The organism is Streptococcus infantis (assembly GCF_047465185.1).
Lineage (GTDB): Bacteria > Bacillota > Bacilli > Lactobacillales > Streptococcaceae > Streptococcus > Streptococcus infantis_O.
The window spans coordinates 361,058-382,746 of the sequence record NZ_JASHAJ010000003.1 but is presented as its reverse complement, the minus strand read 5'-3'; the positions used below and the strand labels follow the sequence as shown (position 1 = coordinate 382,746).

General features: G+C 39.7%; 21 protein-coding genes and 2 pseudogenes. 5 read left to right on the top strand and 18 right to left on the bottom strand.

What is annotated here, in order from left to right; translation table 11 throughout:
* Positions 1 to 82: 82 nt before the first annotated feature.
* Positions 83 to 1,558 carry a M protein trans-acting positive regulator PRD domain-containing protein gene (locus QM382_RS07690; protein ID WP_414272933.1) on the top strand — a complete coding sequence of 492 codons (1,476 nt, stop codon included), beginning with the start codon at positions 83 to 85 and terminating at the stop codon, positions 1,556 to 1,558.
* A 32-nt stretch (positions 1,559 to 1,590) separates the two neighbouring features.
* Here the strand turns inward: QM382_RS07690 and glmS are convergent, their stop codons facing one another.
* From glmS to QM382_RS07660, 6 genes are all read right to left on the bottom strand, one after another.
* Positions 1,591 to 3,399: a glutamine--fructose-6-phosphate transaminase (isomerizing) gene (gene glmS, locus QM382_RS07685; protein WP_414272932.1), complete on the bottom strand. Its 1,809-nt coding sequence runs from the start codon at positions 3,397 to 3,399 to the stop codon at positions 1,591 to 1,593.
* A gap of 236 nt (positions 3,400 to 3,635) precedes the next feature.
* Entirely contained in the window at positions 3,636 to 3,929 is a 294-nt protein-coding gene (locus QM382_RS07680; protein WP_414272931.1) for a DUF5960 family protein, read from the bottom strand.
* Entirely contained in the window at positions 3,922 to 4,284 is a 363-nt protein-coding gene (locus tag QM382_RS07675; protein ID WP_414272930.1) for a hypothetical protein, read from the bottom strand. Before QM382_RS07675 ends, QM382_RS07680 begins: the two co-directional genes overlap by 8 nt.
* A complete protein-coding gene (locus QM382_RS07670) occupies positions 4,281 to 5,696 on the bottom strand; it encodes a Y-family DNA polymerase (RefSeq protein ID WP_414272929.1) in 1,416 nt (471 codons plus the stop codon). The genes QM382_RS07675 and QM382_RS07670 overlap by 4 nt, the downstream gene beginning before the upstream one ends.
* Before the next feature lie 3 nt (positions 5,697 to 5,699).
* On the bottom strand, positions 5,700 to 6,386 hold the full coding sequence (locus QM382_RS07665; protein ID WP_414272928.1) for an XRE family transcriptional regulator: 687 nt from the start codon (positions 6,384 to 6,386) through the stop codon (positions 5,700 to 5,702).
* 142 nt (positions 6,387 to 6,528) lie between these two features.
* Positions 6,529 to 7,041 carry a GNAT family N-acetyltransferase gene (locus QM382_RS07660; protein WP_414272927.1) on the bottom strand — a complete coding sequence of 171 codons (513 nt, stop codon included), beginning with the start codon at positions 7,039 to 7,041 and terminating at the stop codon, positions 6,529 to 6,531.
* Positions 7,042 to 7,166: 125 nt separating this feature from the next.
* On the opposite strand from QM382_RS07660, the gene QM382_RS07655 reads away from it, so the two are divergent.
* The gene (locus QM382_RS07655; RefSeq protein WP_414272926.1) at positions 7,167 to 7,298 is read left to right on the top strand and encodes a hypothetical protein; all 132 of its coding nucleotides are present in this window, start codon (positions 7,167 to 7,169) and stop codon (positions 7,296 to 7,298) included.
* A gap of 40 nt (positions 7,299 to 7,338) precedes the next feature.
* Here QM382_RS07655 and QM382_RS07650 read toward each other — a convergent pair whose 3' ends face one another.
* The 3 genes from QM382_RS07650 to QM382_RS07640 all read right to left on the bottom strand — a co-directional run bounded on the left by QM382_RS07650 (position 7,339) and on the right by QM382_RS07640 (position 10,935).
* A complete protein-coding gene (locus QM382_RS07650; protein WP_414256295.1) occupies positions 7,339 to 7,836 on the bottom strand; it encodes a DUF6287 domain-containing protein in 498 nt (165 codons plus the stop codon).
* Between the two features lie 448 nt (positions 7,837 to 8,284).
* Positions 8,285 to 9,232 carry an AEC family transporter gene (locus tag QM382_RS07645; RefSeq protein WP_414272925.1) on the bottom strand — a complete coding sequence of 316 codons (948 nt, stop codon included), beginning with the start codon at positions 9,230 to 9,232 and terminating at the stop codon, positions 8,285 to 8,287.
* A gap of 77 nt (positions 9,233 to 9,309) precedes the next feature.
* Positions 9,310 to 10,935 (bottom strand): malolactic enzyme, encoded by a 1,626-nt coding sequence (locus tag QM382_RS07640; protein ID WP_414272924.1) that lies wholly within the window; start codon positions 10,933 to 10,935, stop codon positions 9,310 to 9,312.
* Positions 10,936 to 11,293: 358 nt separating this feature from the next.
* Here QM382_RS07640 and QM382_RS07635 point away from each other — a divergent pair, with 358 nt between their 5' ends.
* Together QM382_RS07635 and QM382_RS07630 are read left to right on the top strand one after the other, a co-directional pair.
* Entirely contained in the window at positions 11,294 to 11,644 is a 351-nt protein-coding gene (locus QM382_RS07635; RefSeq protein WP_414272923.1) for a helix-turn-helix domain-containing protein, read from the top strand.
* Between the two features lie 122 nt (positions 11,645 to 11,766).
* Positions 11,767 to 12,645, top strand: coding sequence for a LysR family transcriptional regulator (locus QM382_RS07630; protein WP_414272922.1), 879 nt, complete (start codon positions 11,767 to 11,769; stop codon positions 12,643 to 12,645).
* Positions 12,646 to 12,852: 207 nt separating this feature from the next.
* Here QM382_RS07630 and rpsI read toward each other — a convergent pair whose 3' ends face one another.
* The 9 genes and pseudogenes from rpsI to pbp2b form a co-directional block, all read right to left on the bottom strand.
* Entirely contained in the window at positions 12,853 to 13,245 is a 393-nt protein-coding gene (gene rpsI, locus QM382_RS07625) for a 30S ribosomal protein S9 (protein WP_002893764.1), read from the bottom strand.
* Positions 13,246 to 13,263: 18 nt separating this feature from the next.
* Complete coding sequence (rplM, locus tag QM382_RS07620) at positions 13,264 to 13,710, bottom strand: 50S ribosomal protein L13 (protein WP_002876943.1); 447 nt, start codon at positions 13,708 to 13,710, stop codon at positions 13,264 to 13,266.
* A 159-nt stretch (positions 13,711 to 13,869) separates the two neighbouring features.
* The gene (locus QM382_RS07615; RefSeq protein ID WP_178894581.1) at positions 13,870 to 14,577 is read right to left on the bottom strand and encodes a TIGR02206 family membrane protein; all 708 of its coding nucleotides are present in this window, start codon (positions 14,575 to 14,577) and stop codon (positions 13,870 to 13,872) included.
* 120 nt (positions 14,578 to 14,697) lie between these two features.
* Positions 14,698 to 15,123 (bottom strand): annotated as a pseudogene (locus tag QM382_RS07610) (NUDIX domain-containing protein); the annotation flags it as partial.
* Positions 15,124 to 15,188: 65 nt separating this feature from the next.
* A pseudogene (locus tag QM382_RS07605) lies at positions 15,189 to 15,309 on the bottom strand (NUDIX hydrolase N-terminal domain-containing protein); the annotation flags it as partial.
* A complete protein-coding gene (locus QM382_RS07600) occupies positions 15,296 to 16,669 on the bottom strand; it encodes a UDP-N-acetylmuramoyl-tripeptide--D-alanyl-D-alanine ligase (protein ID WP_414272921.1) in 1,374 nt (457 codons plus the stop codon). The pseudogene QM382_RS07605 and the gene QM382_RS07600, both read right to left, overlap by 14 nt.
* Positions 16,670 to 16,722: 53 nt before the next feature.
* Complete coding sequence (locus QM382_RS07595; RefSeq protein WP_414272920.1) at positions 16,723 to 17,766, bottom strand: D-alanine--D-alanine ligase; 1,044 nt, start codon at positions 17,764 to 17,766, stop codon at positions 16,723 to 16,725.
* A 165-nt stretch (positions 17,767 to 17,931) separates the two neighbouring features.
* Positions 17,932 to 18,528, bottom strand: a complete 597-nt coding sequence (gene recR / locus QM382_RS07590) for a recombination mediator RecR (RefSeq protein WP_006152788.1) — start codon at positions 18,526 to 18,528, stop codon at positions 17,932 to 17,934.
* Between the two features lie 10 nt (positions 18,529 to 18,538).
* Positions 18,539 to 20,581, bottom strand: coding sequence for a penicillin-binding protein PBP2B (pbp2b, locus tag QM382_RS07585; protein WP_414272919.1), 2,043 nt, complete (start codon positions 20,579 to 20,581; stop codon positions 18,539 to 18,541).
* 192 nt (positions 20,582 to 20,773) lie between these two features.
* On the opposite strand from pbp2b, the gene QM382_RS07580 reads away from it, so the two are divergent.
* Positions 20,774 to 21,625, top strand: coding sequence for a MurR/RpiR family transcriptional regulator (locus QM382_RS07580; protein WP_414272918.1), 852 nt, complete (start codon positions 20,774 to 20,776; stop codon positions 21,623 to 21,625).
* The last annotated feature ends 64 nt before the right edge of the window (positions 21,626 to 21,689 follow it).

The following is a 21,689-nucleotide window of genomic DNA, read 5'->3' as shown; positions in this document are numbered from 1 at the left end:
TTTCTTTTATGCTAGAATTCTGACAATCTCCAATTATCTTCTTTTCTAATTATTCTAACATTACTTCGGGAGTTTATTAAAAATGAGAGAATTACTCAGCCAAAAAGAGCAAAGGCAATTAAAGATTTTAGAATATTTGTTTGAAAACCCTGATTGGATTTACCTAGATGATTTATCTAAAACCATTGGACACAATGCTCGCATCATTAAAAGTGATATCAAAGAATTACGTGAAATCTTTCCTGATTTTGATATTCGACACTCAACTGCGGGAATTATGATGGTGAATACAAAAAATAATGGCATCGAGCGAATTTACCAATATTTTTTACAGACGTCTGAATATTTTCAAATTTTAAAAGCATTTTTCCTTTTGGGTAGCCCCTTTACCTATGAGCATCTTGCCGAATCTCTGGATATTTCCCTCCCTTCTTTGAGAAAGAAAATTGCGGATATCAATAAGACACTTGATGGAACTTACCGCTTTAAGCTCAAGGTAACCCCAATCTCTATTATTGGAGATGAAAAAGATATTCGATTTTTCTTCTCCCAATTTTTCCACGAAGCTTATAATTTTCTGGACTGGCCATTTGAGGAGGTTAAGGAAGAAAATATAAATGATTTTGTCTCTTTCTTTATCAATTTGGCGAAATTCCCTGCAAAATATCAAAATCTTTACCAAATCAGAAGGCAGGCTACAGTCGATTTGCACCGAATGAAGAGAGGATATTTCGTTCAGTTATCAGAACAAAACATTTCCTGGTTAAATCCTATTTTCGACCAACTACCCGATTTTCAGCATCAGTTACAAGATTTGGCCCAAGGACTTAACATTAAAATCAATCCGGAAAATATCTATCAAATCTTCAGCCCATTTGCTGAACCTAGCCTCTTCTTCACAGTCGAAGACTTCCTAGCTGCTCGTCAATCTGACGAAAAAGTTAATTTGTCCTATCATGCTGCACGAGACATTCTGGACAACTTAACTCGAAAATTTGGCGTCCAATTTGCAAATACGGATACTTTAATTTGGAATTTGCACAATACTGCCTTACTCGAGCGAAGAGAAATCAACTCCGAATCGATCATTTCACAAAATAAAGACTATACACTTGGAAAGATTAAAAAATTCTTCCCTAATTTTTATGAAGCAACTGTCTTTGAAATGATGCACTATAAGAGTATTATGGGACAAAAGGAGAAGATACCTGCTCTTTCTCACCTGATCTACACCCTGTTTACTCACGCAGAGGGGCTTACAGATCAATTATTTGAACACAAAAAGAAAGTCAAAGTCTTAGTCCTCAGTGAGTATGACTTTGCCCATCCAGAATTCTTGATATCTCTCTACGAATTCCATACTTCAAATAACATCCAGTATGAAACTTGGGATAAAGAAACCCTAAATATAGAAGAAATTAGGCAAAGTGACTATGACGCTATTATCACTAATTTTGATATTAAAGAAATCGATAATAAGCGAATCATGAACATTAGCCGACTATCTATTCTGCAAGTTGTCAACGAACTCAATAAGATTTCCATGCAAGATTTATAATAAAAAAGTCTAGTTTAACTAGACTTTTTTTATTATTCTACCGTTACAGACTTAGCAAGGTTCCGTGGTTTATCCACATCAAGTCCACGGTGGAGGGTTGCAAAGTAAGCGACCAATTGAGTTGGCACGACCATTGAGATTGGTGAGAGGTAAGGATGTACGGTCGTAAGGACGATGTCATCTGTTTCTTTGGCAACATTCTCTTCTGCGATGGTGAGTACCTTAGCGCCACGGGCAGCAACTTCTTGGATATTCCCACGAGTGTGGTTAGCAAGAACTGGGTCTGACAAGAGGGCCAAAACAGGGGTTCCATCCTCAATCAAGGCAATAGTTCCGTGTTTGAGTTCTCCAGCCGCAAAACCTTCACATTGGATGTAAGAAATCTCTTTGAGTTTGAGACTGGCTTCCATGGCTACATAGTAATCTTGACCACGTCCGATGTAAAAGGCATTGCGTGTTGTTTCAAGAAGGTCACGAACTTTGCTATCAATCATTTCTTTCTCTGAAAGGGTTGACTCGATAGACTGAGCCACGATAGACAACTCATGAACCAAATCGAAAGCTTTGGCTTTTTCATTCCCATTTGCTTCACCAACCGCTTTTGCAAGGAAGGCAAGGGCTGCGATTTGCGCAGTATATGCCTTGGTTGAAGCTACGGCAATTTCAGGGCCTGCATGAAGCAGCATGGTATGGTTGGCTTCACGTGACAGAGTTGAACCAGGCACGTTTGTCACTGTCAAGCTTGGGATACCCATTTCATTAGCCTTAACCAAAACCTGACGGCTATCAGCTGTTTCACCAGATTGACTGATAAAGATGAAGAGTGGTTTCTGGCTAAGAAGTGGCATACCATAGCCCCACTCAGAGGAGATACCGAGTTCAACTGGCGTATCTGTCAATTCTTCTAGCATCTTCTTAGAAGCAAATCCTGCATGGTAAGATGTTCCAGCTGCAAGGATGTAGATACGGTCTGCATCTTGAACAGCCTTGATGATGTCTGGGTCTACCACTACTTGACCAGCCTCATCTGTGTAGGCTTGGATCAGTTTACGCATCACCGTTGGTTGCTCATCGATTTCCTTGAGCATGTAGTAAGGGTAAGTTCCCTTGCCGATATCTGACAAGTCAAGTTCAGCAGTGTAGCTGGCACGCTCACGACTGTTGCCATCATAGTCCTGAACTTCGACACTATCAGCCTTCACGATTACCAACTCTTGGTCATGAATTTCCATGTATTGGTTGGTTTCACGAATCATAGCCATAGCATCAGAGCAGACCATGTTGTAGCCATCTCCAAGACCAATCAAAAGTGGTGATTTATTCTTGGCTACATAGATGACATCTGGATTTTCAGAGTCAATCAAGGCAAAGGCATAAGAACCACGAATGATGTGAAGGGCTTTTTTGAAGGCTTCGAGAACTGATAAGCCGTCTTCTTCGGCAAATTTCCCAATCAAATGTACGGCGATTTCCGTATCTGTTTGTCCCTTGAAGTGGTGTCCCGCAAGGTATTCTTCCTTGATTTCAAGGTAGTTTTCAATCACCCCGTTGTGGACCAAGACAAAACGTCCAGTCTCAGATCGGTGTGGGTGAGCGTTGTCTTCCGTTGGTTTTCCGTGAGTAGCCCAACGAGTATGTCCGATACCAGTTGTTCCCTCAACACCTGCAGTTTTAGCAGACAATTCTGCAATACGACCAACAGCCTTGACTAGATGGTTTTCAGCGCCACCTAGGACAAAAATCCCCGCAGAATCATAACCACGGTATTCGAGCTTTTCAAGCCCTTGAATCAAAATATCAGTTGCATTTGTGTTTCCAACAACACCAACAATTCCACACATAGTATATACGACACAGACAAGCTGTGCTTTCCCCTTATCGAAATTGGTATAGTCTGATTTTCTGTTTTTAGAATCAGTGAAAACAGTATATACTTGTTTCTTTTACTTGTCAAGAATAAAAATTGGTATAGTTCAATCGCTTTTAAACTACAAACAAAAAACCATTCAAGAAATAGCTCTCGAATGGTTGGATACAACATTATTGTTACAATAAAATATATGTACGCCTAGAATCTTTACTGATGATTTTGCCTGAGTCCCAGATAGACATAGGTTCGAGTACGTGGACAATCTTTTTCCATCTTCACCCTAAAATAAAACCGATGTTCCCTACCATCCTTGGCATTCTCCTTGTTTAAGACAAAGTAGTCCTTTTGGTTAATGGCCATGGTTCGTAGAATATCATCAATCAAGAAAGTCAAGGGTACATTCATGGCAGAGTATTTTTGGAAATCTTCCTCAAAACGAATATAGTCATCTGAAAAATAGTCCATCTGCAATTTGTTTTCATATAACTCTTTTCTAGTCATCAACTTCCTCCTGACACAGTTGGATTGTGAGAATATCATCTAGCCTGATTAATCGATAGCCTTCATCCGTTCTAATAGAGATTTCTTGAGGAGATAATTCTCTTACTTCACCCAATATCGTGCTTTTATGATTTTTCTCCTTGACCATAAAAGAGCCTTTTAGTCGCCCAACGTAGAGCTGGGAAAGTAGCAACAACTTCTCGACTGGATTCAAATCTGTCGATAAATCGACACGATTTTTTTCTGCACGGAGTGAACTGGTATGCTCCGATAGAAAAAAGCCCATCCACTTCTGCATGCCTGGATCTTGATAGTCCCTCGCGGATTGGAAGGGCAAATAAGAGCGATCAATCATTTTAGTCCATCTAATCCTCCAGCAGAGTGCCCTCCGATCAGCTTACTTCTGGCAATACTTCTCGACGCCTCCTCTAAAGCAGTCGCCTTCAAGAGAGAAGTAAAGCCGAATTGTTCTCGAATGGAATCAATGGCAGTCTGGAGCCTTTCTTCTTTTTCTAGCTTGTCAACCTCATCAAAAAGGGAAATCAACGCAAAGGATTCGTCCACAAATCCTGAATAACTAACGGCAACACTCCTGACAGCCCCAGAAGTATATTTGCTATGGAATAATTGCAGGACATGCCCGACCAAAATACTGGTGTTATTGGTTGGCTCCACCTTCATCTGGGTATGGATGGAGCGTTTTTGTTCCTGCTTAGAAAAGCCAAGATGGATAGACACCACTGTCGTCTTCTTTCTGGCCCGTCGAAGCCTGACAGCCACCTGTTCAGCCATCTCTCGAAGGATAATTTCGATGTCTCGCTGCTTGACATAATCTCTCGGTAAAATTTGCGAATTGCCCAAGCCGTGAGATTTGGCTTTATAGGGCTTATGAACATTACTCTCATCAATTCCATTGGCATGAAACCACAAGCGAAGTCCAGCTTGACCAAGTTCCTTCTTCAGGAAATCCGGATTGCTATTGGCTAATTCCTTAATCGAATAGATTTCCAAGCTATTCAAGCGCTTCTCCATCCGATGCCCAATCCCCCAAAAGTCGGTCATCTTTGGAATGGACCAGACCTTGTCTTCCACATCCTGGTAAGACCAATTGGCTCGCATGGTCGGTGTGTGCTTGGCTTCATTATCCAAGGCCAACTTAGCAAGCAGGGGATTGGCATTCGACATGCCGACCGTCGAGTAAATCCCGGTCTGCCGCCAGATATCTCTCTGGATACGAGCCGAAAGCATGTCCAGCTTATCTTTACGAGAAATCTGCTGGTCCGGGACAAAATAATTGAGCGAACTGGTTAGGTCAATAAAGCCTTCATCAATTGAATAAGGATAAATATCATCTGGACTGCCATAATTCTGGAAAATGCGCTGAATTTCCATGTTGACTGCGATATACTTATCCATCCGAGGAGGGACAATAACGGTCACCCGAGCCCAATCTTCGATAAATTTCACATAGTCCGGGTCTGTCCGTAAGCCTTGTTTTTTGGCATTACAGTAGGAAAATTTACGCGTCTTAATATCAAAGGGCAGGTCATAGGCACGTCCGACATTTGCTTTCCCAAAAACCTTTTTAAACATAGGCGAGGAGGCAAGAATCAGCCCAACAGAATTATCCGCCCGACTCATAACACAAAGGGAGGTTTTAAGGGGATGGAGTCCTCTTTCCACACACTCAACACTGGCATAAAAGGACTTCATATCGACAAAGGCAATATCACTTTGGGGCTCTCTGGAATAATCAAAGTAGCCCATAGGCTATCCCTCCATGGGTACGAAATTGCCCACGATAATACCCACAATCCGCGGATCTTCTTCGTAAGAAATGTGAATATCCTTATATTTAGGATTGATGGAAACCAAACGTAAGCCATCTTCTTCTCGGTAGACCCGTTTGATATAGGTCTGATTGTTGCAGACCACTGCATAGACAGCACCGTCATAATCAAATCCGGTCTCTCGAATCAGAGCTACTGAACCATTTTGATATTTGGGTTCCATGGAATCTCCAGAGACCCATGAAGCAAAATCGTGAGCTAGTTCCTCATTAAAGTAAACCGTATCAAAGTTTCGATCATCATAAACCGAAGCACCAATCCCAGCGGACATGCGTTCATAGACATGATACTCGAAAAGTTTTTCTGAAATAGCAGTCACCTTCTTGACTTGTTCTTCTTGAGCCAAGTCGCGAGCATAGACTATCACCTTTTCTTTTCCTTTATTGGAAAGGCTATTATAGAGACGGACAATCTCGATTTGAGTAAAATAGCCTTTTGGTACTTTTAAAATCTCTTCTAGCTGTTTAACTTTTTCTTTAGAAGGCTCCTTGACTCCACGCTCCCAAGCCGAATAGGCCTGAAAACTAATGCCAAGCTGCTCCGCAATCTCTTTTTGTGTTAACTTTAACTCTTTTCTTCGAGCCTTGAGTTTTTCTGGTTGGTACATGGTTTCCTCCTAGTGGGATATTTCATCGTAGGTTGACTTTTTTCGAAACTCAACCATTTTGGTTTAGTTTTATTATATAAAAAAAGTAGACGAATGTCTACTAGAAATGTTGAGTTTTGGCAAACGACTGGTAATGATGATGCTATAGATTTCTTATATCAAATACTGCCGTATGAATCCACTCGTTATGCATTTGAAAGTCATTCTCTATGATTCTACTAAAGGTGAAACCATTTTTTAAAAGCACTCTCTGAGAGATCAGATTGTCCGTTGCCGTCCCTGCGATAATCTTATGTAAACCATAAGTAGTAAAGGCCTTTTCTAAAACGAGTTTAACCGCTTCACTTGCATAACCTAAATTAGTAACATTTTCTCCGATCCTATATCCAAGTTCTGCTGTTTTTCGATCATCCTCTAAGACACTTAAATTGATTCTTCCGACCATAGTACCTTGTGCATCTCTAATAAGATGCATGTAGACATCATGATTCTCTTGTTCCCTTAACAATTCCCTTGTAATTTCTTTAAAACCTTCTGAATCAAAATAGGTAGCTGGTCTAGGAGGTAAATTCCGCTCAAAATACTCCCGATTTTCTTTTTCAAAAGAATAAACATCTATGCTATTTTCTTCAGACATCAGCTCTAAACTTATCATTGTAAACCACCTCCTATCATTCTATAAATTCAAATGTACTCATGTTCACACAAAGTGACATTTACAGAATTTACAGAGATATCTTAATTTATTCATATCGTATCTACATTATAACACAACATACTATGAAGAAAAATAATACCCGTCAAGGTCCTCATAAATTCCAACATCTTGCTAAACAGGCTGGAACGCTTATGGAAGCTATTTTTGAAGCATACTTGATTAACCTTCATAAAATGATCACAACTCACAAATAAAGAAGAAAACCACCTCAAATTTGATGAGATGGTTAATCATTTAGTCTACTTTATAAAAAACTTGTTCTGAGCTAGTTGGAGCAGCTTGACCAGCAGTAAGTCTGTTTTTACTTAAGTCAGAATCTAACCCATCTATAATAAGTCCAGCAGGGTAAACACTCATTCCATACCCTGTAAAACCAGATCTAACACTGAATTCAATAGTTCCATGGTTACCCATGCTCACTTTCTCAATGTTCCCACTGTTTACTAATCCATTTTTATCAAATGTAAACTCTTGGCCAAGTCCATTTCTCCACGTTCCAACTAGAGTAGAGAAATCTCCATTTAGAATGGCTTGCTCATCTATTTTTTGTGATTTAGCATTCGTTTGCTCTTCTTGTGTCGAGATTTTTTCCTCAGTAGTCGTAACACTATCTTGAGTAGTCGTTGAACTAGTGGTTGTTGTACTAGTCGTTGTCGTACTAGTAGTAGAGACCTGTTCTGTTGTAGTATTTACTGCTTCTGCATCATGCTTCTTATGATTAAAGAAAAACATAAAACTTATCAGTACTATAGCAATTAAGCAACTTAACAGAATCAAAATCCAATTGATACCTTTTCCTATTCTCATTTATAACTCCTTTATATTATTCGTATTTAATTATATCATACTAAACTGATACTAGGAACAAATTATATAAGACAAAGACTAGTGGTGTGATTTTTGGGGGTGAACTCTCTTATTGAGGCTTAAAAAAGAACACCCCGAAAGGTGCTCTGTGTAAGTATCGTCATTCTTTCGAAGAACGTTTACTAAATTGTGATGCTTTACGAGCTTTTTTCAATCCTAGTTTGAAAAGTTTGGCTTTTAGGACAGCTCAAAAGCGCTTGATAGGAAACGTCCGAAGAGTTTCTGCCGATTTTGATTTCAAGAAATAGGAATAGATGTATCTAAAATAGTGAAATTTCTTAACGCAAAACTTTCAATCCTATCCTCTTCCTTCTTATCCTAATAAAGTTTGTAATATTGGAATAACAACGATAAATAGAACCGTACTTAGAGTCACCACATTCGTAGAGAATTCCACATCTCCTTTTCCCTGACTAGCAAGGATCGGAAGAACGGCTAAAGCTGGCGTAGCAGACTGAATCATAAAGGTCTTAAATTCAGCCGTTACCATATTTGGGGCAAAGAACTTCAATACAAGAAGCATGATTAGGGGAGCTAAAATAAAGCGTCCAACCAAAGTGACAATTGTATCTTTATCAAAACGAATCGTATTCAAGCCTGCCTTTGCAAGAACGATACCAATATAAATCAGAGAGAGGGGAGTGACGATATTTCCAACATAGGTTAAGGTATTCGTTGCGAAATCTGGAATAGAGATTCGAAGAATCAAAAACAGTAGAGCCACAAGAAAACCTACAAGCGGAGCTGGTAGCAATTTCTTCCAATCAAATTTACTTGTCTTCTTGCTTTGACCCGATTTACTGTCACTCGTCATCAAATACACGCCCAATGTCCAGGTGGAAATCGTGTTGGTAATATAGTAAATTAAGAAATAAGGAAGAGCCTGATCCCCAAAAAGAGCAACGTTTAAAGGTAAACCAATAAAAATAGTATTGGCATTCACAAAGGTATTAATCATGGTTCCTCGCCGTCCTGTACGAACCTTGAAAACCACAACTGCAATATAAGCTACGATATAGCCCAAGATAAAGGCCACAAATGTATAAAGGAGACCTCCAGAAAGACTGATTAGTTTATCTAGTGTTAGGTATTTCATCACCGACACAAAGATTGACGCTGGCAAGGCTACATTCATGATCAAACGAGATAGGTTAGGTCCAAAAGCATCTCCAAACCATCCCTTCACCTGAAGAATATACCCCAAAACAATGATAGCGATAATCGGAATGATACTCGTAATCGAGGTTAAAAAGAGTGACATAGGTATCCTTTCTAAATTGCTTAAGTCCACAGCCCATACAAATCTGTCGCTAGCGAAGGATAGACAGCAGCAATGAATTATTTATACTCTGGATACCACTTCAAATCACGAACTGCTTTGGCCATATCTATTTCCTTAGCACGCGCAAGACCTTGCTCTTGCGCTTTTTTAGCGACTGCTTCTGCTACTTTAATAGAAACATCTGCTACATACTTGAATGGTGGCAAGACAGGAGCTCCTGGTTGGCCTGGATTGACAATACCACTCAACGAATGAGCCGCTGCTCCAATCATTTCATCTGTCAAAAGACTTGCTTCAGAAGCCAGCATACCTAGACCAAGACCTGGGTAAATCAAGGCATTATTGGCTTGACCAATCACATAGTCTACACCTTTATAAGAAACCGTATCAGCAGGAATTCCTGTTGCGACAAAAGCCTTACCATCTGACCATTCAATCAAATCTTTGGCACTAGCTTCAGCTAGTTTGGTTGGATTTGACAAAGGGAAGATCATTGGACGTTCTGTATTTTCACACATAGCTTCTACAATTTCTTTAGTGAAGGTATTTGGCTGAGTTGAAGTTCCTACTAAAATAGTTGGTTTAACAGTTTTAACGACTTCTAATAGATCTGTTAATTTATCAGCATTAGGAAAATCCGACCGTTTCTTCGCAAACGGTTTTTGCTGTGGTGTCAAGTCATCCATATCATCAAAGAGAAGACCTTGTTTATCCACCATAAAGAAACGTTTATAAGCTTCTTCTTCGGAAAGACCTTCACTCACCATTTCACGAAGAACACGAGAGGCAATTCCTGCACCCGCAGTACCACCACCATAGCAGAGATAAACTTGATCGGTTAATTTTTCACCACTAATATCCAGTGAACCAAAGATACCACCCAAGGTAACGATTCCTGTACCTTGGATATCATCATTAAAGGTAGGAATTTGTTTCCGATATTTCTCAAGAATATTGGCAGCATTAGAACGTCCGAAATCTTCCCAGTGAAGGTAAAGTTTAGGGAAAAGCCGTTCTGCTGTTTGAACAAATTGGTCAATGAAGTCGTAGTAACGATCTCCGCGGACACGTTCATGACGATTTCCTAAGTAATTAGGATTGTTCCGAAGTTCTTCACGGTTAGTTCCTGCATCAATGACTAAAGGAAGGACCATAGAAGGATCGATTCCAGCAGCACCCGTATAGACCATCAATTTCCCAACAGAAATATCGACACCATTTGTTCCCCAGTCACCGATTCCAAGGATTCCTTCTGCATCTGTTACTACAATGAGTCGAATCTCACGGTCCCCTGCTGCATTTTTCAAAGTGGCTTCAATGTTTTCAGGATGATTAATATCAAGATATCCCGCATATTGGGGATCTACAAAGAGGTCACTATAGCCTTCAATGGTATCTGCAATGGTTGGGTCATATACAATTGGATTGAATTCTTCCAAATGTTGAGAAAAGAGGTAATAGAAAAGAGTCCGGTTGGTATTAAAGATTTCCATTAAGAACAAACGTTTTTCCAGATCATTGACCTTTGTTTGCATTTGTGCATAGGTTTGTGCCGCTTGTTCCTCGATGGTTTGAACGTAAGGTGGCAATAATCCAATAAGGCCTAGTTCCTTTCGCTCCTCTAAGGTAAAGGCAGTTCCCTTATTAAGGAAAGGATTGTTTAAAATATCATGTGCAGTCATAGTGCAACCTCCTTTTTATTTCTATTATACCACTTAAAATGAATTGTTTGGAAAACTTTGTTGTTTAAAAAATACTATTGTGTACGCATATGTTATAATGAGTCTACGAAGACAATTTTCTAATAAGCTCTTTATACTTAAAACACTATTGTTAATGGCACTTTAAGTTGTTATATTTTATAAAGTTCTGAACTCATAAAACTCTCGATGATCACTCTTTACTAAAAGTTTCGAGTAAAAGAAACTAATCATACAAATTGGCAATCCGAATTAAAATAAATATTATATAAGTTTGTTATACAATACTTTGTATTTTTTAAGATGTTTTTTTGTCATGCAAAACTTGTATTCTATTTATATGACGAATAAAAACTATTTACAACACTATATTTCCCAAAAAGTGAAATATTTTCGAACACAGAAAAAAATGAGCCAGGAAGAACTTTCGGAACAAGCGGGGCTCGGGCTTAAGTATATCAATCAACTTGAAAACCAAAATGTGAATCTGACCATTCACAGTCTTGAAAAAGTGATTGTCGCCCTAAAGATGACCCCAGAGGAATTTTTCAATTTTGATAGCCTTGAATCAACCTCTGATAAGACCGACAATCTTTCACTCAAAAGAATCAACATGAAGGTTAAACAACTCCCTATTGATAAACGAGAAAAGATGTTGGTCATTTTTGAAAGTATCTTAGATAACCTTTGATATCCCTGACTCACTTACATTTTAACCGGCGAATACTCGTATAGTCAAATTGTAGGATACGGATAAGATTTATTTATCTGGTGATTTCCAATTTTTTCTCCATTTAATGAAAGTGAGCCCATATGAATTTAAAAGATCTACAATATTTTTATGACCTCTGCCAGCTTCAATCCTATACGGAAGTAGCAAAACAACACAAAGTCAGCCAACCATCTATTTCTTATGCCATCAAGCGCTTAGAAGAATCTTTTAATTGCAAATTGATTCACCATGATCCTTCGCATCGTTCCTTCAAACTAACTCCTCAAGGACAAATCCTTCTAAGGCATACAGAAAAGATCTTACCTGAGGTCATTTCTAGTCGCAAAGAAATCAATCGTTCCTTAGCCCAATACTCTACTGTAGGATTCCCTCCTATTATCATTCAGTATCTCTTTGCTGCCTTAAACGAAAAAGATAAATTCGATTTTTTAAAAAAAGTACGCCCTATCCGTGGTGGCTCCGTAGAGTTATTAAACCTTCTCCTCAAGGGAGACCTTGATGCAAGCCTACTCGGATTGATTGAACCACTCAATCATCCTTCAATAGAGACACATGAACTCTTTCATAAAGAACTGTATGTCGTTTTATCTAAGAACCATCCTCTTGCTACCGCTCCTTCCCTCACTTTTGAAGATTTAGTAGATCAATCCTTTATACTTTTAGACGAACACTTTGTTCACCTGAAAGCTTTTGAACTCCTTAATCAAAAGCATCAAAACAAGGCAGAAATATTCTTTAAGAGTGACGACATTGTCATCATTAAAGAACTTTTAAAGAAAGGGATTGGCCTTAGTTTACTAGCTGATATCGCACTTTCTGATGAAGATGATGATTTAATAAAAATCCCTCTAATACCGGAGGACCAGATAACATTTACAGTTTATTATGCTTATCTCAAATCAGCTACACTGTCATCAGAAGTAGAAGCCTTATTTCATCTCATTAAATCATATGAATAGAAAAAAACTCTAACTATCAACTACCTGATAGCTAGAGTTTTTTACATTATAGGTATTAGACTAAAGCACGAAAAAATAGGATATGATCGCCGAATTTTTCATTTACCTGATGCCCTTCAAGGAGATTTCTAAGTATAAATCTACAAAATATCAATAAAAAAGAACACCCCGAAAGGTGCTCTTTGTAAGTATAGTAATTCTTTCGAATTAACGTTTACTAAATTGTGATGCTTTACGAGCTTTCTTAAGACCTGGTTTCTTACGTTCAACTTTACGTGAGTCACGTGTAAGAAGTCCTGCGCGTTTCAATGAATCGCGGAAGTCTGGGTCTACTTGAAGAAGGGCACGAGCGATACCGTGACGGATAGCTCCTGCTTGACCAGCGTATCCACCACCTACAACATTAACGAAAACGTCGTATGAACCTGCAGTTGAAGTAACTGCGAATGGTTGGTTGATTACAAGACGAAGGTCAGCGTGTGGGATGTACTCTTCAACATCTTTTTTATTAACAGTGATTTTACCAGTTCCTGGAACAAGGCGAACGCGTGCAACAGCGTTTTTACGACGTCCAGTACCTGCATATTGTGCTTGTGACATACTTTATTGTTCCTTTCCTTAGATAAGTCCTGAAATATCAAGAACTTCTGGTTGTTGTGCAGCGTGAGTGTGCTCAGCTCCAACGAATACTTTCAATTTCATACCTTGAGCGCGGCCAAGAGTATTGTGTGGAAGCATACCTTTAACTGATTTCTCGATCAAACGTACTGCATTTTTAGAACGAAGTTCACCAGCAGAGATTGATTTCAATCCACCTGGGTGGTTTGAGTGAGTGTAGTAAATCTTATCAGTTGCTTTTTTACCAGTCAATTTAACTTTTTCAGCATTAATAACGATTACGAAGTCACCTGTATCAGTGTGTGGTGTGAATGTTGGTTTGTTTTTTCCGCGAAGTACGCTAGCAACAACTGCTGAAAGGCGTCCAAGAGGTACATCAGTTGCGTCAACAACGTACCATTTGCGTTCTACTTGGCCTGGTTTAGCCATGAATGTAGTTTTGTTCATGATTTCTCCTATATGAATGTCGTTTTTGTTTACAGGGCGGATGTTCCGGTCCGCAAGTTATTTGAAAGGTTCCGGGGCCTTACAAATGGGGTAAACAATACCGCCTACTATTGTATCAAAAATCTCAGATAAAAGTCAAGAGGTTGGAAAAATATTTTTTTATTTCTGCCAGATTCGTAGTCTTCTTTCCCCCTTCTCCTCAAGCATGGTCTGAAAAGCTTTAGAGACTATGTAAATGGCGAAAGTCAAGAATAGCGTAACGACTAGATAATTGATCAAAGGACCGTGGTCTCCAACCAATGGTGGTTTTGTCAAAAAGCCATAATCTCCACCCGTCATTAGATTAACCACAAAGATCAGCGCATTAAGCGAAGATGTGATGATTAGGATTCGTTTGAAGTCCAATAAGCTAGCATCATAGTCCTTCAAAAGATAAATCAAGGAATTTCCAAAGAGGGCTAGGTGTCCGAATATAAAGGACAGGATAGCGATGTGGGGGAAGGGATAGGGATCTGGCACTGGATAAACAAAGGCCGCCAAAGTCCCAAAGGTTCCCAGCACAGCAAAGTACTGTTTGACTCTAGAGACACCAGGAATCAAAAGCACTACAAACATTGCTAAACGGCAATGATAAAAGGGCAGACTTTCTGTTAGAGGCATCTGGTTGACCAAATACCAACCGTAGAGCAGGATTAACTGCAGAGCCTGTAAAATCTGGAAAAATCGTTGGCAAACTTTTTTATCACCATAGCGATAGGCAAGAAATACAGTCAATGCCAATAAAGTAAATAGACTTCCATACCAAAGAAGATCAAATCGGGGTGGCTCCGTCGGCTGCGTGCTAAATAAAGCATCCCAAACATTCATGTAACTTTCCTCATTTTCATATAAGCTATTTTCTTACTTATCTCCATAGAGCCTAGCTTACATTTATTTCTTATAATTTTGTGTAAAAGAAACTGTCGATCTTAATATAAAGCAAAGCTTCTAATCGACATATTGTTCCCGCTCACCATGATAGACCTGCCATAGAATTTCCATTTGTTCTTGGGTTATTCGTTTTTCAGATAGGGGTGGGAGATTCTCAATATTAAAAAATTCAAGTTCCGCAATTTCTTGATTTTCTTGAAATTGCCCATCTAATAACTGACAGTCAAATACGAACTTTGCATACTGCTTGTTCTGAAGTTGAAAGCGGTTGGTATCAAAAACTGCCAATAAAGAACCTACCTCTACAGAAAAGCCTGTTTCTTCCTGGACTTCTTTTCGGATATTTTCCTTAGGGGAATAGCCTACTTCACCAAAGCCACCAGGTAATGCCCAAGTATCCTCTCCTTGTCCTCTAACCAAACAAATCTTCTGGTCTTGAACAATCCAAGCCCTTACATCCATCAAGGGAGTTGCATAGCTACCTGACGGCTGAAAAATTGCAGTCAATTCCTCTTTATTAAGCTCTGTTTGATCCTGTAATAAGCTCCATAAAATCTGACGTAAATCCTCATAGCGTTCACGGTCAAAGGGGTCCTTTGTATAGGTTAAACCAGTATCAGTGATAGCCAACATCCTCTGTAGATACTTAGCAAAATTAGTTGCACTCATTTTCTAAACTTTCTACTAGCTTAGCTAGATTCATAGAATTCGAACCTTTAAGCAGAATTTGGTCTTTAGTTCCAAGACTCTCCTTGACCTGCTTGACCATGGCTTCAAACTGGTCTTCATGAGCTGTTTTCTTAAAGTAATAAACATGACCGATTGGGAACATTTGACTGGCTAGTTGGGCCAATTCCGCAATGTCTTCACCATAGAAAATAACGGTATCAAGGACATCTGGTGAAAGACTCAAAATCATTTGATTATGAAGTTGAACAGACTGGCCTCCAAGTTCTTTCATATCCGCCAAAACTGCGATTTTCTTGCCACCTTCATTAGCTGGGATAGCAGAGAAAGTTTCTAAAATCAACTTCATGGCTGTTGGATTAGCATTGTAAACATCTGATAGGATATCTGCTCCATTGGTAGCTTTTTTCCACTCGGTACGATTTCGGGTCAACTCTAGATTTTGGAAGGCTTGACCAATCTGCTCCTCAGTCACTCCCTCTTGCAGGGCAACGTAAGAAGCAATCATAGCATTAGTCGCATTGTACTTACCTGTTACTGGCAAATCAAGGGATTTCTCCAAGAAATTAGCCTTGAAAGTCAAGCTATCCTTACGCTCAGTTAATTCTGTAATCTCGAGTTCTGCACCCGGACCAAAACGAACTACTTTTTGGTCAGCAGGTAGATAATCCTCTACAATGGGATCAGCTGGCGCCAAAAGCAAGCTACCGTTCGCCATTCCATCAGCAATCTGTAATTTACCTTTGGCAATCTCTGAACGATCTTTGAAGAAGGCTAAATGTGCCTCTCCGACCAGAGTCACAATAGCTGTTTTCGGATGAGCCAGTTCAGACAAAAGATGAATATCTCCCAAGTGATCCTGTCCCATCTCCAAGACCAACTTTTCAGTATCATCCGGCATATGGAGAACTGTATAAGGCAATCCAATCTCGTTATTGTAATTTCCTTGCGTTTTGTAGGTTTTGTAGCTTGTAGAAAGCAAATGAGCCAACATATCCTTGGTCGTTGTCTTCCCATTTGAACCTGTAACAGCAAAGACATCTACTCCTGTTTTTTGAAGGTAATAAGCTGCAAGAGCTTGAAAGGCTGTCAAAACATCCTCTACTAAAATGTAAGGATGACCCGCTACTTCCTTTTCTGACAGGGTTACAGCAGCGCAGTTTTCAAAAGCAGTCTCGATAAAGTCATGACCATCACGCGCCCCCTTGAGTGGCACAAATAGATCACCAGGTCCAATCAAACGACTATCAAACTCAGCCTTGACTAGCGCGCTGTCCGCATAGCTTGTCACATCATTTTTTGCACCGACAACACGCGCAACTTCGTGAATCGTAAGTTTCATGTTTACTCCTTTAAAAAGGGGCAGGGAGTCTTATCCCGCCCTTATAGCTATCTTTACAATAGGTGCGCTTCACGCTTGTTAAAGCTTTCTTTAGCAAGCTCAACCAAACGCTCGATTAGTTCTGGATAGCTAATCCCCATATTGTCCCAGAGCAATGGATACATAGACCACTGGGTAAATCCTGGCATGGTGTTGAGCTCATTTAGGAAAACTTCTCCCTTATCTGTATAGAAGAAATCACAACGTGAGAGACCAAGCCCGCCAATAGCACGGAAGGCAGCTTCTGCATTTTTACGCATGACTGCTACTACATCATCACTAATCTTGGCTGGAATATCCATAGTAATCTTGTTATCAATGTATTTTGCTTCGTAGTCATAGAAGGCTACGTCCTTGACAACTTCACCAGGTAGAGTGCTCTTGACATCATAGTTTCCTAAAAGCCCAACTTCGATTTCACGCGCATTGACGCCTTGCTCTACCAAGACACGGCTATCATATTTAAAGGCGAGTTCGAGAGCTTGATGGAGCTCCTCTTTATTTTCAGACTTAGAAATACCAACACTAGAACCCATATTAGATGGTTTGGTAAAGACTGGATACCTTAATTTTTCTTCAGCTTCTGCGATTTTAGAAGCTAAGTCATCTCCTTCAACAATAGCTACGTAAGGGACTTGGGCAATGCCAGCAGATTCCAAGACACGTTTAGTCGTGATTTTGTCCATAGCAAGGCTTGAAGACAAGATGTTGCAACCGACATAAGGCATTTTCAAGACTTCTAGGAAACCTTGAACGGAACCGTCTTCTCCCATAGGTCCATGAAGAACTGGAAAAACAACTGCGCTTTCTTCGTAGATGGCACTTGGAGCAATTTTCTTGTCCCAATCAATCGTTTCATTGGTCATGAGACGTTCATCTTGGCCAGGAGTTTGGGTAAATTCTTGGGTTTTGATGAAATCACCAGACTGGCTGATAAAGAAAGTTTTGACTGCAAAATGGTCATAGTTAACCGCACGCATGACACTCTCAGCTGACAACACAGACACTTCACGCTCTGCACTGCGTCCACCATATAATAGAATAATTGTTTGTTTCATATGATTGTCCTATTTCTACTAGAATACTCGCTTTTTAGTATATCACATTTGTTTATTTTTTTAAACTTGAATAGCACAAAAGAGACTGGATTAAAAATAAATCCAGTCTCTTGATTTCTTAAAGTCTTATCTGCTAACTAATTGCCTGTTCTATATTCTTACAGACTAAAGTTCTGTACGATTTTCAATAGCTCTTAGGAGCGTTACTTCATCTGCATATTCGATATCAGCTCCGACTGCTAGACCTCGTGCTAGACGAGTAACCTTAATCCCTGCAGGTTTAAGAAGTCGAGAGATATACATGGAGGTCGCCTCACCATCTGCTGTTGCATTGGTGGCCACGATAACCTCTGAAACTTCGCTATCCATGAGGCGAGTCATGAGACTTTTGAGGTTGATGTCATCTGGGCTAATTCCATTCATAGGGGAAATGAGGCCATGTAAAACATGGTAAAGTCCGTGGTATTCCTGGATATTTTCCATAGCAGCAACATCTCGGCTATCCTCCAGGACCAGAATCGTAGACTGATCACGGCTAGGATCGGTACAGATAGAACAAGGATCCTCATCTGTCAAACGTCCACAAATAGAGCAATAGGTCAATTCTCGCTTGGCTGCAAGGAGATTTTTTGCAAATTCATTGACGTCATCATCCGACATCCCAATAGTATAAAAGGCCAGTCGGGTTGCTGTCTTAATCCCGATACCCGGAAGTTTAGAATAACTGTCAATCAGTTTAGCTATAGGTGTTGGGTAAAGCATGGCTTCCTTTCTAGTTCATTGGATGGTGTTGGTTGTAGAGATTGATAATATCTCGGGCAATGGATGGTCCGATAGTATTGCTTAGATTGGTATTATGCGGGAAAACAACCGCAACTGCAATCTGAGGGTTATCTGATGGGGCATAGGCAACTGCATTAGTGTTGGTTGCCTTTTTACCATCAGCTACATAACTTTCGGCTGTACCAGTCTTACCACTGATAGAGACCGTTGCCCCATCTAAAAGGGGACGCCCTGTCGTAAGTGCACTAGTCCCATGTGACACCTGGTAAAATCCTTTTTGTAGAATGGCCATATCTGACTCAGAAATATTGATTTTATTCATTTCTGTACTGTCAACTTGCTTAATGAGTTCTCCCAGACCACCTTGCTCGTTGTTGTCATAGACACCTTCTACAATACGAGGAGATAAGCGGACCCCATTATTAGCAATGGTCGCCACATACTGAGCTAACTGCATTGGTGTGTAGTTATCGAACTGTCCAAAGGCATTATTTAGATAGTTAGCCAAATCATAGTCTTTAGGGATAAAGCCTGTTGACTCATCTGGTAGGTCAATTCCTGTAGAAACTCCTAAACCATATTCACCAAAGGTTGAACGAAGTTTTCCCATGGCAGATTCAAGTTGGTTGGTTTTGACTGTCATCTCTGGTTGATAGGTCTGACCCATCATTCCTAACGCAGTTTGAACCATGTAGGCATTAGATGAATATTCTAGAGCCTCAACTGCTGTAATCGGGAAAGAACCATAATAAGGGGTATACCAGGAATTGATAGGCGCAGAGCCTTGGAAGACGATTGGTTGATCTGTCAAGGTTTGATTTCCTGACAAGACCCCATTTTCCCAACCTGAACTGATGGTAGCTGCCTTAACGACAGATCCTGGTACGAAGACATTGGTTACTGTACCAAGTGAGTCTGGTGTCAAGTCTCCTGTTTCTAGATTGTGTTTTATTCCTGACATTGCCAATACAGCACCTGTCTTAGGATTAAGGGCTACTGCATAAACACCTTCTGAGTATTTAGCACCACCATTTGCAAGTTCAGAATTAAAATAACTCTTCAAAAGGCTGTCTACGCTATCTTGGAAGGACAAATCAATGGTTAATTTGATGTTTTTCCCCTTGCTACCTTCTTCGATATTTTCTACGCTCTCCATGTCTCCGTGCTTATCCAAATGGATTTCCTTGACGGTCCGTTTCCCTTGCAATACCTCTTCGTATTGCTTTTCAAGATAGGAAGTCCCGACTCGGTCATTGAGCGAATAGCCTTTTTTCAAATAAGTGTCTACTTCTTCTGCTGGAAGACCGGATTTTTCACTAGAAACAGTTCCGACAATAGATGAAAGAGACGTCTCTAAGATCTTTCGATCCCATGAGGTAGAGATAGAAATACCTGGCAATTCCTTTGAAGCAGACGCAATCACAGCTACCTGTGTATCGCTCAAAGGATCGGTTTGAATATTCCCAGTCGCAAAATTACCAACTGCATTGAGCTGGTTAAAAAGGTAGATAATCTTCTTTTCATCCTCTGAATAGTTCAGCTGATCAGAAGTGATACTCTCAGCAGCGTTGTTATAAAGTTGAGCTTCGGACAGCTGATTGCCATCAGAATCAAAACGTTTATCCTTAGGAAGAGCTTCAACTGTCTTCTTATAAACTTCGGCATCCGCCAAGTAGTAGTCAGCCATTTGTCGGTCCGTCAACTCTGGAGAAGTGACTGTGACATAAGTCAACAATTTTTTAGAAATATCCTTCAAATCAGCCGCAGTCATCTTGTTACTTCGTGTGAATGAAACAACTTGTTTAACGGTGTTTTGGACTAAAGGTTTTCCTGTTGCATCATAAATTTCTCCACGAGCGGAACCCATGGTTACTCGAGTTTGGCTAGCAGAAGCTAGTTTATTTTCATAAAAATCCTTATGAAGAACTTGCATATAAAGCAAACGGCCAATAATTGTTAAAAAAAGCAAAATGACGATTGCAAATAACAAATTAAGCCGTATCGGTATCGAGTGGCTATTGAATTTTCTCATACACATCAATCTCATTTCTAATCAAAATCACACTCTTCATTGTACCATAATTTAATCAGAAAATTATGGTAAAAGAAAAGACTTTTCCTTTTTGGCCCAAAAATTATTTTCTATGATATAATGGAAGTGTGCACTATTTTATTTGTTAGATTTATCAAATAAATTCAGGCAAATAGCTGTCAAAGGAGTCCCATGAATAAGCAAGATATTTCTACAATCATTGAGCTTCACTTTGAAGAAATGACCGATTTAGAGCAAGAAATTGCCCGCTATTTTCTGCAGGCAGATACCATAAACGATGACTTATCCTCTCAACAAGTCACGCAAAAACTTCATATTTCCCAGGCGGCGCTCACTCGTTTTGCCAAGAAGTGTGGTTTTAAGGGCTATCGAGAATTCATCTTCAAATATCAACAACAAAAAGACACTCTTTCTGCTCCTCAACAGGATATGAATCCTTTGACTCAACGAGTTCTCAGAAGCTATGCAAATGTGCGAGAAATTTCTCAAGGATTGATTGACGATGAGCAGTTGGAACGTGTAGCTCAGATGATTGAACAATCAGAACGAGTGTATTTTTTCGGAACTGGGAGTTCTGGTCTAGTCGCACGTGAGATGAAGCTACGTTTTATGAGATTGGGTGTCGTCTGTGAAGCCTTAACAGATCCAGACGGTTTTGCCTGGACGACTAGTATCATTGATGAAAAATGTCTGGTCTTTGGTTTTTCCCTCTCAGGAACAACACCGTCCATCATCGATAGTTTATTAGATGCCCAGGATATGGGAGCTAAGACGGTTCTATTTACAAGTTCACCGAATAAGGATACTCAAGCATTTACAGAAACCATTTTGGTCGCAAGCCAAAACCAAGCATCTTATATTCAACGAATTTCTGCTCAGATTCCAATGCTGATTATCATTGATTTACTCTACGCTTATTTCCTAGAGATTGATCGTGAAAGTAAAGAAAAAATCTTTAATAGCTATTGGGAGAATAATAGATTGAATGGTTATCGCAGAAACACAAGAAATAGAAAGCCCTGAAATTGAAAACAATTCAGGGTTTTCTATTTAAAATATTTTTCCCCACAAAAAGGAGTCCACTATG

What these genes read in the sequence shown, in the direction of transcription:
- pbp2b (WP_414272919.1), bottom strand. Translation starts at nt 20,581, where the DNA reads ATGAGAAAATTCAATAGCCACTCGATACCGATACGGCTTAATTTGTTA.
- glmS (WP_414272932.1), bottom strand. Translation starts at nt 3,399, where the DNA reads ATGTGTGGAATTGTTGGTGTTGTTGGAAACACAAATGCAACTGATATT.
- QM382_RS07690 (WP_414272933.1), top strand. Translation starts at nt 83, where the DNA reads ATGAGAGAATTACTCAGCCAAAAAGAGCAAAGGCAATTAAAGATTTTA.
- QM382_RS07595 (WP_414272920.1), bottom strand. Translation starts at nt 17,766, where the DNA reads ATGAAACAAACAATTATTCTATTATATGGTGGACGCAGTGCAGAGCGT.
- QM382_RS07645 (WP_414272925.1), bottom strand. Translation starts at nt 9,232, where the DNA reads ATGTCACTCTTTTTAACCTCGATTACGAGTATCATTCCGATTATCGCT.
- QM382_RS07660 (WP_414272927.1), bottom strand. Translation starts at nt 7,041, where the DNA reads ATGATAAGTTTAGAGCTGATGTCTGAAGAAAATAGCATAGATGTTTAT.
- QM382_RS07670 (WP_414272929.1), bottom strand. Translation starts at nt 5,696, where the DNA reads ATGGGCTACTTTGATTATTCCAGAGAGCCCCAAAGTGATATTGCCTTT.
- recR (WP_006152788.1), bottom strand. Translation starts at nt 18,528, where the DNA reads ATGCTTTACCCAACACCTATAGCTAAACTGATTGACAGTTATTCTAAA.
- QM382_RS07655 (WP_414272926.1), top strand. Translation starts at nt 7,167, where the DNA reads ATGAAGAAAAATAATACCCGTCAAGGTCCTCATAAATTCCAACATCTT.
- rpsI (WP_002893764.1), bottom strand. Translation starts at nt 13,245, where the DNA reads ATGTCACAAGCACAATATGCAGGTACTGGACGTCGTAAAAACGCTGTT.
- rplM (WP_002876943.1), bottom strand. Translation starts at nt 13,710, where the DNA reads ATGAACAAAACTACATTCATGGCTAAACCAGGCCAAGTAGAACGCAAA.
- QM382_RS07630 (WP_414272922.1), top strand. Translation starts at nt 11,767, where the DNA reads ATGAATTTAAAAGATCTACAATATTTTTATGACCTCTGCCAGCTTCAA.
- QM382_RS07580 (WP_414272918.1), top strand. Translation starts at nt 20,774, where the DNA reads ATGAATAAGCAAGATATTTCTACAATCATTGAGCTTCACTTTGAAGAA.
- QM382_RS07680 (WP_414272931.1), bottom strand. Translation starts at nt 3,929, where the DNA reads ATGACTAGAAAAGAGTTATATGAAAACAAATTGCAGATGGACTATTTT.
- QM382_RS07635 (WP_414272923.1), top strand. Translation starts at nt 11,294, where the DNA reads ATGACGAATAAAAACTATTTACAACACTATATTTCCCAAAAAGTGAAA.
- QM382_RS07640 (WP_414272924.1), bottom strand. Translation starts at nt 10,935, where the DNA reads ATGACTGCACATGATATTTTAAACAATCCTTTCCTTAATAAGGGAACT.
- QM382_RS07665 (WP_414272928.1), bottom strand. Translation starts at nt 6,386, where the DNA reads ATGTACCAACCAGAAAAACTCAAGGCTCGAAGAAAAGAGTTAAAGTTA.
- QM382_RS07650 (WP_414256295.1), bottom strand. Translation starts at nt 7,836, where the DNA reads ATGTTTTTCTTTAATCATAAGAAGCATGATGCAGAAGCAGTAAATACT.
- QM382_RS07600 (WP_414272921.1), bottom strand. Translation starts at nt 16,669, where the DNA reads ATGAAACTTACGATTCACGAAGTTGCGCGTGTTGTCGGTGCAAAAAAT.
- QM382_RS07675 (WP_414272930.1), bottom strand. Translation starts at nt 4,284, where the DNA reads ATGATTGATCGCTCTTATTTGCCCTTCCAATCCGCGAGGGACTATCAA.
- QM382_RS07615 (WP_178894581.1), bottom strand. Translation starts at nt 14,577, where the DNA reads ATGAATGTTTGGGATGCTTTATTTAGCACGCAGCCGACGGAGCCACCC.